11 protein-coding genes are annotated in these 16,311 nt (G+C 36.7%); 4 read left to right on the top strand and 7 right to left on the bottom strand.

What is annotated here, in order from left to right:
- Window positions 1–38: 38 nt before the first annotated feature.
- A complete protein-coding gene (locus tag RQM59_RS08415; protein WP_349241659.1) occupies window positions 39–572 on the top strand; it encodes a GNAT family N-acetyltransferase in 534 nt (177 codons plus the stop codon).
- Here the strand turns inward: RQM59_RS08415 and gldA are convergent.
- The 3 genes from gldA to RQM59_RS08430 all read right to left on the bottom strand — a co-directional run bounded on the left by gldA (window position 569) and on the right by RQM59_RS08430 (window position 8,420).
- Window positions 569–1,462, bottom strand: coding sequence for a gliding motility-associated ABC transporter ATP-binding subunit GldA (gldA, locus tag RQM59_RS08420; RefSeq protein ID WP_349241660.1), 894 nt, complete (start codon window positions 1,460–1,462; stop codon window positions 569–571). The two genes, RQM59_RS08415 and gldA, sit on opposite strands and share 4 nt — an antisense overlap.
- 106 nt (window positions 1,463–1,568) lie before the next feature.
- Complete coding sequence (locus RQM59_RS08425; protein ID WP_349241661.1) at window positions 1,569–4,883, bottom strand: zinc-dependent metalloprotease; 3,315 nt, start codon at window positions 4,881–4,883, stop codon at window positions 1,569–1,571.
- A 195-nt stretch (window positions 4,884–5,078) separates the two neighbouring features.
- Window positions 5,079–8,420: a reprolysin-like metallopeptidase gene (locus RQM59_RS08430; protein ID WP_349241662.1), complete on the bottom strand. Its 3,342-nt coding sequence runs from the start codon at window positions 8,418–8,420 to the stop codon at window positions 5,079–5,081.
- Between the two features lie 67 nt (window positions 8,421–8,487).
- Here RQM59_RS08430 and lipB point away from each other — a divergent pair, with 67 nt between their 5' ends.
- Complete coding sequence (lipB, locus tag RQM59_RS08435) at window positions 8,488–9,189, top strand: lipoyl(octanoyl) transferase LipB (RefSeq protein WP_349241663.1); 702 nt, start codon at window positions 8,488–8,490, stop codon at window positions 9,187–9,189.
- Here lipB and rnhB read toward each other — a convergent pair.
- Window positions 9,179–9,784 (bottom strand): ribonuclease HII, encoded by a 606-nt coding sequence (gene rnhB, locus RQM59_RS08440; protein WP_349241664.1) that lies wholly within the window; start codon window positions 9,782–9,784, stop codon window positions 9,179–9,181. The two genes, lipB and rnhB, sit on opposite strands and share 11 nt — an antisense overlap.
- A 62-nt stretch (window positions 9,785–9,846) precedes the next feature.
- Entirely contained in the window at window positions 9,847–10,380 is a 534-nt protein-coding gene (locus RQM59_RS08445) for a hypothetical protein (protein ID WP_349241665.1), read from the bottom strand.
- Window positions 10,381–10,520: 140 nt separating this feature from the next.
- Here RQM59_RS08445 and RQM59_RS08450 point away from each other — a divergent pair, with 140 nt between their 5' ends.
- A complete protein-coding gene (locus tag RQM59_RS08450) occupies window positions 10,521–12,494 on the top strand; it encodes a putative porin (RefSeq protein WP_349241666.1) in 1,974 nt (657 codons plus the stop codon).
- On the opposite strand, the gene nhaC is transcribed toward RQM59_RS08450, so the two are convergent.
- Window positions 12,487–13,953, bottom strand: a complete 1,467-nt coding sequence (nhaC, locus tag RQM59_RS08455; protein WP_349241667.1) for a Na+/H+ antiporter NhaC — start codon at window positions 13,951–13,953, stop codon at window positions 12,487–12,489. The genes RQM59_RS08450 and nhaC overlap by 8 nt on opposite strands.
- 78 nt (window positions 13,954–14,031) lie before the next feature.
- Here nhaC and RQM59_RS08460 point away from each other — a divergent pair, with 78 nt between their 5' ends.
- On the top strand, window positions 14,032–15,054 hold the full coding sequence (locus RQM59_RS08460; protein WP_349241668.1) for a metal-dependent hydrolase: 1,023 nt from the start codon (window positions 14,032–14,034) through the stop codon (window positions 15,052–15,054).
- Here the strand turns inward: RQM59_RS08460 and RQM59_RS08465 are convergent.
- A complete protein-coding gene (locus RQM59_RS08465) occupies window positions 15,051–16,268 on the bottom strand; it encodes an aminotransferase class I/II-fold pyridoxal phosphate-dependent enzyme (protein WP_349241669.1) in 1,218 nt (405 codons plus the stop codon). The genes RQM59_RS08460 and RQM59_RS08465 overlap by 4 nt on opposite strands.
- Window positions 16,269–16,311: the final 43 nt, after the last annotated feature.

Raw genomic sequence — 16,311 nt, forward strand, 5'->3', positions numbered from 1 at the left:
TTCTAAAATATGTTAACATTGCCATATAGAAAACCATTATGACCGAGACCTCGCATTTTCATCTCACTCTACTTACCCAAGAACACAGCGAATTGTTCTTTGATTTAATCCAGAACAATCTAAAAAGGCTTGAAGATTTTTTTGCCGGTACCGTATGCAAAACTACCACGTTGCAAGACACACATGAATACTGTTTAGAAATTGAACAACGTATTCAAAATAAGACATACTTCCCGTATCTCATTATAGAAACAAAGACAGAAAAGCTAGTGGGTTTAATCGATCTAAAAAATATTGACTGGAATATTCCAAAGGGTGAATTGGGTGCTTTTATAGATAAAGACTATGAAGGCAAGGGTATTATTACACATCATGGAAAAATGCTCATCAATCAGATTGTTTCTGAACATGGTTTTAAAAAATTATTTTGCAGAGCAGCACCTCAAAATACAAGAAGTATTCAAGTACTAGAACGCATTGGTTTTGAATTTGAAGGAACTATTCGCCTTGATTATAGGACAACACGTGGAGAACTGGTAGACTTAAATTATTACGGAAAGATCTTTACTTAATTTGTAATCTCTTTAAACAGGTTTTCCAAACTTTGATTCTTGGAATTCAACTCCAAGATTTTCAATCCATTTTCTTGCGCAAAATCAAAAATGACAGGACGCATGTCTTCATTTGCCTTAAATGTCAAATGCCAGGTATTATCGTAATTATTACTGTGCGAAATTAAATGAGGTAGTTTCTTAATAAACTGCTCTTCCAGTTTATAATCAAAAGTTACTTCTATAACCTGTTCATTATTTTCTTTAAGCCCTGCAATAGGTTTATCTAACATTAGTTCACCTTTCTGAATGATGATTACTCGATCGCAAATAGCTTCTACCTCCTGCATAATATGTGTCGAAAATAAGATTGTTTTTTCCTTTCCCAGTTCTTTTAAGAGCGCTCGTATCTCCATTAATTGATTAGGGTCGAGTCCTGTAGTTGGTTCATCTAGAATTAGAACGTCAGGGTTATGTATAATGGCTGCAGCCAACCCTACTCTTTGTTGATACCCTTTAGAAAGTTGTCCTATCTTTTTATGCTTTTCAGGAGTCAGTCCTACTTGTTCTATAACACTATTAACTTTTGATTTCTCAATCTTGTAAATAGAAGCTTGAAATGCCAAGTACTCTTTCACATATAAATCGAGATACAACGGATTATGCTCCGGTAAATACCCAATATGATGCTGTGCTTCGTTCGCATTGTTCAGTACATCTATCTCATTAACAGCCACACTCCCTTTAGAAGGTTTTATATATCCCGTTAAGATCTTCATCATCGTAGATTTCCCAGCACCATTAGGTCCTAAAAACCCAACAATCTCTCCCTTCTTTAAAGAAAAGCTTACTTCATTTAACGCTGTTTGAGCTCCATACTCTTTGGAAACCCCCATAACCTCTATAGACATATGACAAAAATAATTCAATTAATTTGATAACGTTATTTATTTAACATTAGTTCATAAAAAAAGCTCGATTACAAAAGTAATCGAGCTTTTCTATATAATTTAAAACTTACTCTATAATCAACTTTCTTGTTGTTTGCGTAGTTCCATTTTTTATTTTCAATAAATACACTCCATTAGAAACGTCTTTAAAAGAAACGTTTTCGGAGAATCTAGCTGCTACATTTTTATAGCTTACCTCTTGTACCAATCTTCCCGTAAGGTCAAATAATTGAAGTTGCACATCATCAGAAGTAACAGTATCAAACTGAAGATTGAAGTCTCCGTTTGATGGATTTGGAAATAAGTTAAATCCTTCAAAAGCCGTATCTTTAACAGAAGTAGTATTGTCTACAATTATAGTATAATCTTCTGTTTCTCCCCACCCTGAATTATGATCAGCAGTACAAGGACCTTCTCCATGTGGCTCATTTGTATGTGTATACTCAATAATAACCCTCATTCTCGTACTACCGAAAACTGCGTTGTTAGGCACCACAATATCTAAATCCAATGTTCCTTCATCATCAAACATGGTACCCAGATTATATCTTTCTGTATTAATGTCAAATTCAAAATCTTGGTTCCAGTCAATAAATACATAACAGTGATCCTGGAATCCAGCAGTATTCATAGTTACAGCAATATTATGTGTATCTCCTCTAACCACATTCGTAGATTCTGCCGTAAAGTCTTGATATCCATCATCTGGATTAGGATCATGATCATTTCTAGAGGTTTTATCTATCGTATTGAATTGAACTCTTAAGATCCACTCACTATTTGCTGTTTCGTTAAAAGTAGACGCACAATAACTTCCTGCATCTGTTGTAAAGCTTGCGCTTGTATAACTACCCGTAGCACAACTATTTTTAGGTCGTACTCTCCAATAGTATTGTGTAGTAGGAGTTAACGTTGGAGATACATAGCTATTTGTAGTTGCATTTCCACTATGGAAAAGTGTTCCAAAACCACTATCCGTCGAAATCTCCACGTCATATGAAGTTGCGTTAGATTCTGCATCCCACGTCAACGTTGGTACTAACGGAGCGGCCGTTGCACCATTAGCTGGTGATGTCAAGTTCAATGCCGAGAATGTACTTGAATATACGGTTAATCCTGCACTCACATTTTGTGTTACAGAGGTTGAAGTAGCCGTCACATCTATAGTGTAAGATTGCGCTGTTACTCCATCTAAATTACTAATCGTCATGACTACATTTCCGTCTGCACTTATTGATGTTGGACTAAATTCTACAAGTGATCCTGCTGGTTCTCCTGTTGTTGAGAACGTCACATTCTCAGAAAACCCATTTACAAAGTTAAAGTTCAATGTATATTGAGCTTCTCCTCCACCTGAATTACACGCGGATAAATCACCTGTATTATTCTCTACTAAGAATGTAGGTGTTGTAGAGTTGATCGTAAAGTTTGCTGTATTTACAGCTAGGAAAATATTATCTGCTGCCTCTACCATAAGTCTACCTTGAGTAGTTGGATTTTCTGGCACCACTAAGGTATGTGATCCATCATTAGGTGTATTCGAGACTAGTGTAATTGGGAACGTAAGTCCGCCATCAGTAGATAATTTAATATTCACCATCTGACAGTTTACGGTTCCTGCATTATCTGTACCTGCAACATCCCAGGTAACTGTTTGTTGCGTACCTGTATCCCATGTCGGTGAATTATTAGTACTTGTTACCGCAAATGGTCCGCTAGCTGCATCTACCGTAATTGCCATTAGATCATAACTAGATTGTCCATGTAGTCCTGTAGCGGTAGGTTGTCTATCTCGCACTGTTAATGCCCAATTCAATGTTCTTCCCACTGTAGATACAGTTTCCCAGTCACTTCCTGAACTTGGACTTGTTTCTGTTAATGATCCAGCTACAATTCTACTCAATTTTGGAATGTATCTATCTTTTTTGGTCGTAGGTGACAATGATCTTGTCTGAGCACCTGTCGTTGTGGTTGGACCAAAGCTTGGTATAGTAACGACTCCATCATCGTTTTCTTCCCAACAATAGGTTAATGTATCCCCGCTATCAGCATCGGTAGCCGAACCTCTAAGTACGTAAGCGGTTCCTTGAGGGATCGTATAATTTGCCCCTGCGTCTGCAACTGGAGGATTGTTCGTTAATGTCAATGGAGAATTGTTTTGCCAACATGTTCTGGTTACTAAATTGTCCAAAATTTGTTTAATACTTACATAATGAAAATAAGCATCACTATTTTGCTGTACGTTAGAAGATGTAATACCAGCATATCCCATAATTGTAGATCCAGAACCTGGTTCTACATTTACTCCTGATCCTTCGCTCTGATGAGAAAAGGTGTGATTAGCTCCCATCTGGTGTCCGATCTCATGAGCCACATAATCGATGTCAAAAGTATCTCCTTCAGGAACCCCATCGGCCGGTGAAGTTTTTCCACTCCCTTTAGATCCATCTACACAAACACAACCGATACATCCTGCACTACCTCCACCTCCGGAAGCTCCGAACATGTGTCCAATATCATAAGCTGCTTCACCGATTTCACTGGTTAGTGTACTTTGTAATTCTCCATTCCAAGCACCAATTGAAGTATAAGGATCTGTTGCTGCATCTGTATAAATCAAGTCAGGAAAATCCTGTACTTCAAAAGTAACTGCCATATCTACTTCAAAAACAGCATTTACTCTAGCTATGGTAGCATTGATACCAGCTAAAGCTCCTGCTACCGTTCCTCCATGATATGCAGTATACTCTCCATTTACAGACATGGCTAATCTAAACTTTCTTAAAGTTTGATCGTTCGCATCTCTACCTGTCAGGTTAGATCTTGGGCTTTCTTTTTTGATCTCATTAGCTGTAGAACAGATAAACTCATCCGTTTCCATTCCATGCTTTGATTCCTTATTATAAGCGATATATGCATTTGGTTGATTCTTTACCGGTTGCATAAAGGTTGCCGACCTATTTGTATACGTAATCATTGTTTGCACTCCTTTTGGTGACACACTCATACGTAATACTTCTCCATGAGAACCGTATCCTATATAGGATTTGATCTCTGGAAATTTAGCTGATAATGAAGGTGAAAACACTGGAGCTTCGAAAATCGTAAAGTTGAGGAAGCTTCCTTTTTCATCAGGAATTAGCACATTTGTACTAGACGTTCTGTTAGATTGACCTCTTAAAGGAGCCCCTTTTAATTGATTTTTAAAATCTGTTGCATTCAAAACGAACGTTTCTGATTCATTTTGATTTAGGTCTTTAATGGAAATCTTATTAAGATTTCCTATAGTGGTTGTTTTTGTCCATGCATTCTTTTGAGCATGGGTACTGGTAGAAAGCGCTAAAGCCAGCGCTATTACCAATAAAGGTAATTTTAATTTCATCAGGAGTTGATATTTATGTTTTGTAATCGACCAAATATAATTAATAATTCTCGTTATTAATGATTTGTCGCGCTAAATACTTAGTTTTTACACAAATATGATTTAAAAATAACTTCTGAACGATGATTTTTTAGTATAAAGCACAAAAAAAGAGCACTTTAAAGTGCTCTTTTTAATGATCTCTGTTATCTATAATTATTCAATAATGATTTTTCTTGTGGTCTGTTTATCTCCATTGGTAATCTTCAACAAGTATAGTCCGTTTGATGTATCGTTAAACGATATGTTTTCAGAAAATCTACTTGCCACCTGATTATATTCTAATTTTCTTACCAATCTTCCTGTCAGGTCAAATAATTGAAGTTTTACATTATCCGAAGAAACAGTATCGAATGTCAAGTTAAAGTTTCCATTAGATGGGTTTGGATATAAATTAAATCCTGCAAAGGCAAAATCTTCAATCGAAGCGGTAGCATCTATTACATTTATTGTATAATCTTCTACCTCTGCATCTGCGGAGTTTTCACACGAAGTAGGATCTGAATTATATTTTGTGGATACTCTCATAATGGTGCTTCCCAGTGTTGCGCCAGCAGGAATAGTTACTGCAAAAGGGCTTGCTGTAGTGGCTCCATCTGATACATTATTCGCAGTTCCTAAATCATACTCCTCATTAGCATCGTCAAAATCACAATCTTGATTCCAGTCAATCCAAACTATTGTATGCGTAGTAAAGTTTCCATCCGTATCTGCATGCACTGTTAAATCATGTGTCTCTCCTTCTTTTACATCGGTACTTATACCAGTAAAATCGCTATATCCTCCGTTCTCTTTTGTCGAAGCGTTGTCAATGGTATTAAAAATCACACGAGTCGTACTCGTATCGTATGAAGTATTTGCTACGGATGTACATACCGAACAGTTCTGTGTCGTAAAAGAATATGCTGCTGAGAAACTTCCTTCTCCACAAGAATTCTTTGGTTTCACTCTCCAATAATACGTTGTTGCTTGATTTAAAGAACTAAGACTATACGAGTTTGTCATAACATTTCCACTACTTACAATTGATGCAAATCCACTATCAGTAGCAACTTCCACATCGTAAGAAGTAGCATTCGTATCGGCATCCCAGCTCAAAACTGGACTTAGACCAACACCAGTACCTGCATCTGTTGGCGAAGTTAAATTTATAGCTCCAAATGTACTGCTATACACCGTTAATGTAGCAGTCACATTCCTGGTTACTGAAGTAGAAGTAGCTGTTACATCTATGTTATAAACCCCTGCTGTTGCTCCATCTAAATTTGTCACTTCCATCGTAATAGTAGTATTACTATTTGCTGATGTAGGTGAAAACATCACTGTAGAACCAGCTGGTTCTCCAGAAGAAGACAAGGATACTGTTTCAGAAAATCCACTTATAAAATCTAATGTAATATCAAATGTAGCTGTGTTTCCTCCTGAGTTACAAAGTGATACATCACCTGTTACATTTGTAGCAACAAATGTCGGGCTGGACACCGTAACAGAAAATGCAGTACTATTTACTGCATAAAAGATGTTTCCAACAGCCTCCACTTTAATACGCGCATCATTTGTTGGATTATTAGGAACTGTAATATTTTGAGTACCGTCATTTGGTGTATTTGAAGCCAATGTAATTGGAAATGTTAAACCTCCATCTGTAGAAAGTAAAATATTTACATTTTGCGTATTTGGTCCCGATGCACTGGTTGTATTCGCTACGTCCCAGGTAACAATTTGTGTTGTTCCAACATCCCAATTATTCCCGGCACCTGTTTGAGAAGTTACTGCAAAAGGACCACTAGAACCATCTACCGTAACGGTCATCAGATCAAAATGAGATTGTGGAGATAACCCCGTGCCATTACCTTCTGAACGATCTCTAACCGTTAATGCAAAGTTTAATGCTCTTCCTACTGTTGAAACCGTTTCCCAAGAAGTATTATTTACTGTTTCTGTAGGGTTCGTTTCTGTCAACTGACCAGATAAAACCCTTGAAAGTATCGGCATATATCTTTTTGGGTTGGTACTTGGAGGTCTAGATCTCCAAAGAGCACCAGAAGTTTTGGTAGGTCCAAAATTACCAGATGTGGTCGTTCCATCGTCAATTTGCTCCCAGGTATATGTTAACACATCACCTCCATCTGGATCTGTAGCGGATCCTGTTAAAATAAAAGCTGTCCCTTGTGGTATCGTATAATCACTACCTGCATTTGCAACAGGTGGATTATTGGTAATCGCAGTGGATGTCCAACAGTTATTCGGTGAACTCGCTACATTTTGCAATATCTGACGAATACTATGATAATTAAAATACGGATCACTATGGTCTTGTACATCATTACTTCCTGTAATTCCAGCATATCCCATAATGGTGGTTCCACTTCCAGGTTCTACATTTACTCCAGCGCCTTCATTGCTCTGCGAGAACGTATGGTTTGCTCCCATTTGGTGACCTATTTCATGCGGCACATAATCTATATCAAAGAAATCTGTCATATACGCTCCTCCATCATTATCTGTGAAAGGATGCTGAGAAAACCCGCTTCCTTTTTGTCCGTTTTCACAGACACATCCAATACATCCTGCATTACCATTTGTGGAATTTGCATATACAAACAAATGACCAATATCGTAATTAGCTTCACCTACAACGCTTGTTAGTGTAGATTGTAATTGACTATTAAAGCTACCTGTATAAGGATCTGTTCCAGCATTGGCATATATTAATTCAGTTCCAGTAACGAGCTGGAATGTAATAGCCATGTCTACCTCAAAAACTTCATTATTTCTATTGAGAGTAGATACCACTTGAGCTAAAGCATCGTCTTGCGCATTTCCGTTACCCGCGTTACCATCATCCCAATAGTTTGTGTATTCTCCATTCGTAGAAATCGCTATTCTGAATGTTCTTAGAATTTGATCATTAGCTCTATCATAAGAAGGAAGGTCTTTTACTGGTACATCTCCACCTTCTGTTAAACATTCAAAATCTTTAACAGATTCCACACGCACACCTCTATCATAGGTAATGTATTCCGATACATCTCCCTTTTTTACGGGTACAGTAAATACATTCGGTTTATTAAGATAAGAAGTCATAGTTTGCAACCCTTGCGGAGTAACACTAAAGCGAATTCTTGCTCCAGGGCTATCAACACCAAAACCTAAATAAGTTTTAATATTTGGATGTTTTAATGCCATTTCGGGCGATAATACGGGAGCTTCTACAATACTAAATCGTTCTAATTTCCCTTCCTGATTAGGAAAACTTACCACTGGCATAGATCTAGACACAGATGCCGATCTCATAGGAGCGTTTGAAAGCTTTACTTTAAATGCGTCCAAGTCTAAGGTAAAAACATGGTATCTATCATGCTTTAGATTCTTTGCAGCCGCAATCTGGTTTGTGGCTTTCAGTTTACTTTTTTTCCAGGGAGATTTTTGTGCGAATGTTGCGCTGGACATTACAAATAGTATTGCCATTACAACTAAGGGTGATTTAATTCTCATAAGAACGTTATTTGATTGTTTTGCAAGCTCAAATATAATTAAATATTTATCTTTGCAGTCGCATTCTATGAACAAAAACGTACAGTTAAAAGATTTAGGGTTAAAAGATTATAAGCAGGTTTGGGACTTTCAAACTGAGCTTTTAGATGAAATTATTTCGGTAAAACGAGATAATCGAAAAAATAGCGTGCAAAATGCTACATCTAATCATTTTATTTTTGTCGAGCATCCACATGTATATACCCTTGGAAAAAGTGGCGATCTATCCAACTTATTGTTGAATGAAGAGCAGCTTAAGCAAAAGGGCGCCGTCTTTTATAAAATTAATAGAGGTGGTGATATAACTTATCATGGACCAGGCCAGATTGTAGGGTATCCAATTTTAGATCTAGAGAACTTTTTCACTGATATTCATAAATATCTTCGCTTTTTAGAAGAGGTTATCATTCAAACACTTGCCGAATACGGTATCTCAGGCTCTCGAAGCAAAGGAGAAACAGGTGTATGGCTTGATGTAGGCACCCCTTTTGCACGAAAAATATGTGCTATGGGTATTCGAAGTAGTCGATGGGTAACCATGCATGGTTTTGCGTTAAACGCAAACGCAAACCTTGGATACTTTGATAATATTATTCCTTGTGGAATTCGAGGAAAAGCAGTTACCTCTATGGAAGCCGAACTAGGAAAAAAAGTTGATCTTGGGGAGGTAAAAGAAAAAATCCTATTTCACTTTAAGAACATTTTCGAAGTGGAGTCTTTTATTCTTTAAAATCGATTGTCAGCTGATCGGGCAATAACTTAAAAGATTTTCTATGGTACTTTGTAATCCCTAATTTTTGGATAGCCTCTCTATGTTCTTTGGTCGGATATCCTTTATTCTTTTTCCAATTGTATCCTGGGAATTCTGTATCGATCTTTTCCATAAATTCATCTCGATACGTTTTTGCTAGCACAGATGCTGCTGCTATACTTAAGTATTTGGCATCCCCTTTTACAATGGTTTGATGCGGTATTTCTTTAAAAGGATGAAATTTATTTCCATCGACAATAATAAATTCAGGAGGAATATCTAATGTGGCAATCGCCCTGTGCATTCCCTGTATAGATGCTTGTAGAACGTTCAATTTATCTACTTCTTGATGATGGATAAAAGACACACCATAGGCAAGCGCTTCCTTTTCAATAATAGGTCGCAACTCGTTTCTTCTTTTCTCGGAAAGTTGTTTTGAATCATTTAAATATTCATGGGTAAAATCTTCTGGCAGAATGACAGCTGCAGCTACTACAGGGCCGGATAAGCAACCTCTTCCCGCCTCGTCAGTTCCTGCTTCGTTTTTAAATCCACTAAAGTTGATCTTTAACATTCTCAAATATAAAAAATCACCAACAAATTTGTTGGTGATTTTTAAAGAAAACTACGCATTCTTTACTTAAATTTAGGAGAACTGGATTTCCAATCAGAAAACTCAGAGCAAGTATCTAACTTCACTCTAAATCTTACTAATCTTGGTTCTCCACCAATATCCTCAAAAGAAGCATAATGCATCAACTCAGTTTCTGCACTAGACTCTATATGGGAGAAAGAATACGTAGTTCCCCAGAAAGCTCCATAGGTACCTATAGAGCCGACTTGCACTTCAATATCATACTTTATTAATCCTGGAGGCGGGCATATACCATTACATGATGGTTTTATATATGACCAAGCCAGTACAATAGCATCTTCTGTTATTGCATTTGAAGGATGAAAATTGAGGTTTACAATTGCATCTGTACACGTCGGAACTGCGTTCTTTATTCCGTCAAAATCGATGGCGTTTTTTTCGACCAAAGATGGATCTTGGAAATTGTTTTTTTCCTGAAGGCTTTGTTCTTCAAGTAAAAAAGCGTCATTTTGTGTACAGGAGAGTGTCAAGAATAGACATAACGATAGCGAAAACGCTAGAGTAGCTTTTCTCATTTTTGGGGGTTTAGGGGATTAAAGTTCTAAATGTAAGAAAAAAAAACGAATCAATGTTATGTTAAAAATTTCTAAGTATAAAATTATTAAGAAGCTTTTCCGTTTAAAAGTTTACTTTTGCTCTCATGAATTCTATTGAAATGAAAAGAAGCTTATTAATCAGTATCTTATTTTTCTTATTAGGAGCTCTTGGTACTGTAAACGCTCAGAGAAAGCTAACAAAAAAGCCCGGACAACTTGGTGGTGACCCTGATGGTTTAAGTGTTAGAGATTCTACTTTTTCTAATGAAACTCGAATTAAGCTAAGTGGTAAGACAAAATACACTGATTATAGAATTTTCTTTCTACAAAAAGATACCGTTTATGTTGACACCACCTTAAACATAAAGAAAGAATATGCGTTTAACTTCTTACGAAAAGATAATTTTGAGTTATTAGCCTTTCATAACCAAGGGCAAACATTCAATACGTTAGGATATGATTTTAGCAACATTTCTTCTTTCCCAGATATTGGAAGGAGTGCAAAACAATTCTTTTATATAGAGAAAGAGGATATCAAATATTATCAAGTTCCAACTCCAACAACAGAGATTTTGTATAGAACCGGAATGTTACAAGGCCAAGTTTTAGATGCCAATTTTGCATTGAATTTTTCAAAACGCTTTAATGTTTCCATCGCATATAGAGGTATTCGCTCTTTGGGGCAGTATAGAAGATCTCTAGCCAGTCAGGGTAATTTTAGGAGTTCATTTCATTACGAAACTAAAGAACGTCAATATACGATCAAAGGACATATTGCTTCTCAAGATCTTTTGAATTATGAAAATGGCGGACTGACACAAGCTTCTTTGGATGCTTTTATTTCTGATGATCCAAACTTTTCTGAAAGAGGTCGACTTGACGTTAATCTAAGTAATACTGAGAATGTTTTTGAAGGCGAACGGTATTATTTTGAGCATGATTTTAAGCTTATCTCGTCAAAAAAAGATACGTTAGAGAGTGCTAATTTTTCAAATCTTAAGGTGGGACATACTTTTAATATTGAGAATAAACTATTTCAATTCAATGAATCTGTACCAACTTCTTTTTTAGGAACAGCCAGTACTACGACTGCCTTAAATGAAACTGTAAAGAATAAAACATTCAACAATCAGATATATTTAGAATTCAATTCTAAATATGTATTGGGTAGATTTAGAGTAAAATCTAACTACACCAGTTACAATTATGGTTACGATACTATATACAATGTAAACAATACACCGGCTCAACTAAAATTAAAAGGAAGTGCTATTGGACTCGGGGCTGACTGGAAAGCAAAAATCAAAAACTTTTCATTGACCGCTGATGCCCTAGTAACACCTGGAAATAGTCGAGTTGGAGGAAGTCATTTATCGGGAGAAGCACGTTATAAGAAAGATAGTTTATTTTCGGTAAAAGCTTCGCTTTTGATCAATTCTAAATCTCCAAATTTCAATTTTCTTTTGCAACATAGCACCTATGATGATTATAACTGGGAGAATAATTTTCAAGATATCAACACTCAGGATATTGGCTTTGCTATCGAATCAAAATGGATCAATGCCTCTGCTAATTTTACCAATATTGAGAACTACGCCTATTTTGATGAGAATAATACTCCGCAGCAATCCGCAGAGAATATTACGTATTTAAAAGTAAAAGCTTCAAATGAATTCAAATACAAAAAATTTGCACTGAACAATACGGTGATGTATCAAAACGTAAGTTCAGGGAGTAGTGTATTTCGAGTTCCGGACCTAGTTACAAGAAACACGCTGTATTATACAGATTATTGGTTTAAAGGAAAGCCTATGCAAGTTCAAATCGGAGCCACTTTTAAGTATTTTTCGAAGTTTAAGGCCAACGCCTATAATCCGTTATTAGCTGAATTTACATTACAAAACACTACAGAGATCGGATACCCTACAATAGACCTTTTCTTTAATGCCCAAGTACGAAGAACACGTATCTATTTTAAGATTGATAATATGACTTCAAACTTTAGAAAAACCAAGGATTATTTTTCTGCACCCAATTACCCGTATAGAGATTTTGTGATTCGATTCGGGTTGGTTTGGAACTGGTTTATTTAGTAGCCAGCTGTCTAATCTTGATTTTGAATGCAGCAAAGATCAACGTCATAAAAGGTGACAGCCAGTTAAAGATCGCATAGAAAAAGTATTCTCCTACTCCAACACCTAGCACACCAGATTGATAAGCGCCGCAAGTGTTCCAAGGTATCAACACTGATGTTACTGTTCCTGAATCTTCTAAAGTTCTACTTAAATTTTCAGGAGCGAGACCTCTATCTTCGTATGCCTTCTTAAACATTTTTCCAGGAATAACAATCGCTAAATATTGGTCTGAAGCGATTACGTTTAGTCCTAAACAACTCACCACAGTACTAGCAAATAATCCGAATATTGAACTTGCCAATGAAAGCAATTCTTTGGTTATTCTAGATAATGCACCTATTGCGTCCATAACACCTCCAAAAACCATAGCACATACAATTAATAAGATAGTCCATAGCATTCCATTCATTCCACCAGCGCTAAATAGTTCTGTTAACTTATCATTGTCCGTTATCACCTGCGTATCTGTTAATACCGCATTTGAAATCGCTTGGAAGTTTGATTCTGAAAGCGCCGACAAGACGTCAGATTGAAATATAAAAGCGAATATTGCTGCTAAAACAACTCCAGTTCCTAATGCTATAAGAGGCTTTGTCTTTAACAAGATCATTGCTATAACTGCTCCAGGCACTAAAAAGAGCCATGGGCTTATATTAAATGTATTGTTTATTGAAGCTAATAAACTACTTATATCTGCATCTCCATTCGTATCTACCGTCATACTTAAGATCGAAAATACGACTAGCGCTATTAGTATTGTTGGCACTGTAGTAAAAGCCATATACTTTATATGCGTAAATAGATCCGTCCCTGCCATTGCAGGTGCTAAGTTTGTTGTATCACTTAGGGGAGACATTTTATCTCCAAAGTAGGCTCCGGAGATCACAGCTCCAGCAATCATTCCAGTAGGAATACCTAATGCACTTCCTATTCCAATTAATGCAATACCCACTGTAGCCGAAGTAGTCCATGAACTACCGGTTGCTATAGAAATAATAGCCGCAATAATAACGGAGGCTGGTAAAAATATAGCTGGACTCAATACTTGAAGCCCATAATACACCATCGCCGGAATAACTCCGCTCACCAACCAGGTCCCTGCCAAGGCACCCACTAATAATAAAATGATAATAGGAACAAAAATACTTTTCCAATTCTCCCATACTTCCAAGCACATTCTCTTAAAGGAAACGCTGTTCTTAAACCCTACCAATGCAGAAACCGCTCCTCCGATTAGTAATATATATTGATTAGAGTAGTCTCCTAACCATGCGCCATCCGCAGCAAAAATATTATATGCCAATAAACCCATCAAGATGATCACAGGAATGAAAGCTTCGAATAAGCTCAGTTCCTTGTTCTCCATAATATGTTGATCTCCAACTTGAACTTCTGATAGGTTTTTATCGTCTTGCATGTGTATTTTTTTGGTTCTGTAATGTTACGATTTTACATGAAGTTACGCAAATCACTCAGGTTTCTTACTTTTGCATCCATGGATTCATTAACACAGATCGTTTTAGGAGCCGCTTGTGGTGAAATAGCGCTCGGCAAGAAAATAGGAAATAAAGCAATTCTATTTGGTGCTATCGGAGGAACCATTCCGGATTTGGATGTGATTCTAGGAAATCTTTTCTACAACAATCAAATCGATCAAACTGCTTTCCATAGAGGCTTCATGCACTCCATTTTATTTGCGATCATTGCTTCTTTGGTGATTGGGTTTATTGTTTTTGAATTGTACAATTCTGGAAAAAGAAAAGGAACAACCACGATTAAGGATTGGATCTGGCTCTTCTTTTTATCCATATTCACACACCCAATACTGGACAGTTTTACTCCCTATGGTACCCAGTTATTTTTACCTTTTACAGATTACAGAGTGGCATTTAACAATATCTCTGTTGTTGATCTAATGTACACCCTTCCCTTTCTATTCTGCATGATCGGAACCATGTTCTTTAAACGAACCAACCCGAAAAGAATTAAATGGACAAAGGCAGGAATTTATATAAGTTCCTTTTATATGCTATTGACCATTGGAAATAAACTCTATATGGATACGGTCTTTAAAAAATCGTTTCAGGAAGCAGACATCTCTTTTAGTCGATTTAGCGCACAACCTACTATAGGAAATAATATTTTATGGTATAGCGTGGCCGAGACAGATGGCAATTACCATGTTGGCTTCTATTCTTTGCTAGATACGGGTAATCGTATGGATACTATTTACACCATTTCTAAGAATCATGAATTATTAAATATTGAGCATCCCGATATAAAAACGTTGCGTTGGTTTAGCAATCAGTACTTTCGATTTTTTAAAAGAGACTCTTCTGATCGAATTGAATATATCGACCTTCGATATCCGTTCCTAAATCCCAAAAATCCAAATTCTGCATTGTTCACTTTTCCGTTGATCAAGAAAGGAGATCGTTATGATATTTCCTCATTTAGAGATCGAAAAATAGACAGTACTGGTTTTCAAAATTTTTGGGAACGTTTAAAGGGTGTTTAATGCACACTTTCTAATTCCAAAACTTCAACTTCCAGCATACATTGTTTTATCATCTGATAGGTTCTTTCAATATCATTGTCTAAACCAATAGAAAAACGGATCAAACCATCCGATAGCCCCATTTCTATTTGTTCCTCTTCAGGAATCTCAGAAGATGTAGAAGATCCAGGTGCAGAAAATAAGGTTTTATAAAATCCTAAGCTCACGGCAAGATATCCTAGATTCTTATGTTGCATCAACTCCATAAGTTCATTTGCCTTTTCCAAAGAACCTACATCTATGGTTAGCATTCCTCCATAACCGTACTCTTCGTTCATCATTGAAGTAAACAAATGATGAGAAGGGTGTGACGCCAATCCAGGATAGACGGTTTTCAGACCATCTGCCTCAAATTTATTTGCCAAGTAATTAGCGTTATAACTATGTTGTTTTATGCGAATATGCAAGGTTCTTAAATTCTTAAGCACAGAGGCTGCACGCATACTGTCCATCGTAGAACCTAATAGCATACTAGCACCATCATTTACATTTCTAAGGCTATCAATAAATTCTTGTGAAGCACAAGTAACCCCCCCTACCGTGTCAGAAGATCCGTTGATGAATTTTGTTAAACTATGAATAACAATATCGGCACCTAACTTCGCTGGTGAAATAGACAACGGAGAAAAAGTATTATCAACCACCAATTTCAGGTTATGCTTTTTTGCTAATACTGCTAACCCTTTAATATCCGCAACTTCTAATAGAGGGTTACTTACAGATTCGCAATACAACACCTTCGTGTTTTCAGTAATTGCGGCTTCTACCACATCCAGTTTTGTAATGTCTACAAACGAAGTTTCTATATCAAATTTTGGAGTGAAATTCTTAAGAAAAGCATACGTTCCTCCATAGATCGTTCTACTAGAAACGATATGATCTCCAGCATTACACAACTGCAATAATACGGGTGTAATGGCCCCCATTCCGGAAGCAGCTACATTGGCAGTCTCCGTTCCTTCCATTGCAGCCAAAGCTTCTCCAAGATAGAGATTACTTGGCGAGGTATGTCTTGAATATAAATAACAACCATCTGCATTCCCTTCGAACGTATCGAACATCGTTTTTGCTGAAAGAAATGTGTATGTTGATGAGTCTGATATAGATGGATTTACACCACCGAATTCGCCAAAGTATTGTAAATCTTGAATGTTGTCTGCTGGATTGAATTTCATAAGTATCGTTTTTTGATACTACAAAATAACAGTATTAATGATA

It is taken from the genome of Asprobacillus argus (genome assembly GCF_032248395.1).
Classification (GTDB): Bacteria; Bacteroidota; Bacteroidia; order Flavobacteriales; family Flavobacteriaceae; genus Polaribacter; species Polaribacter argus.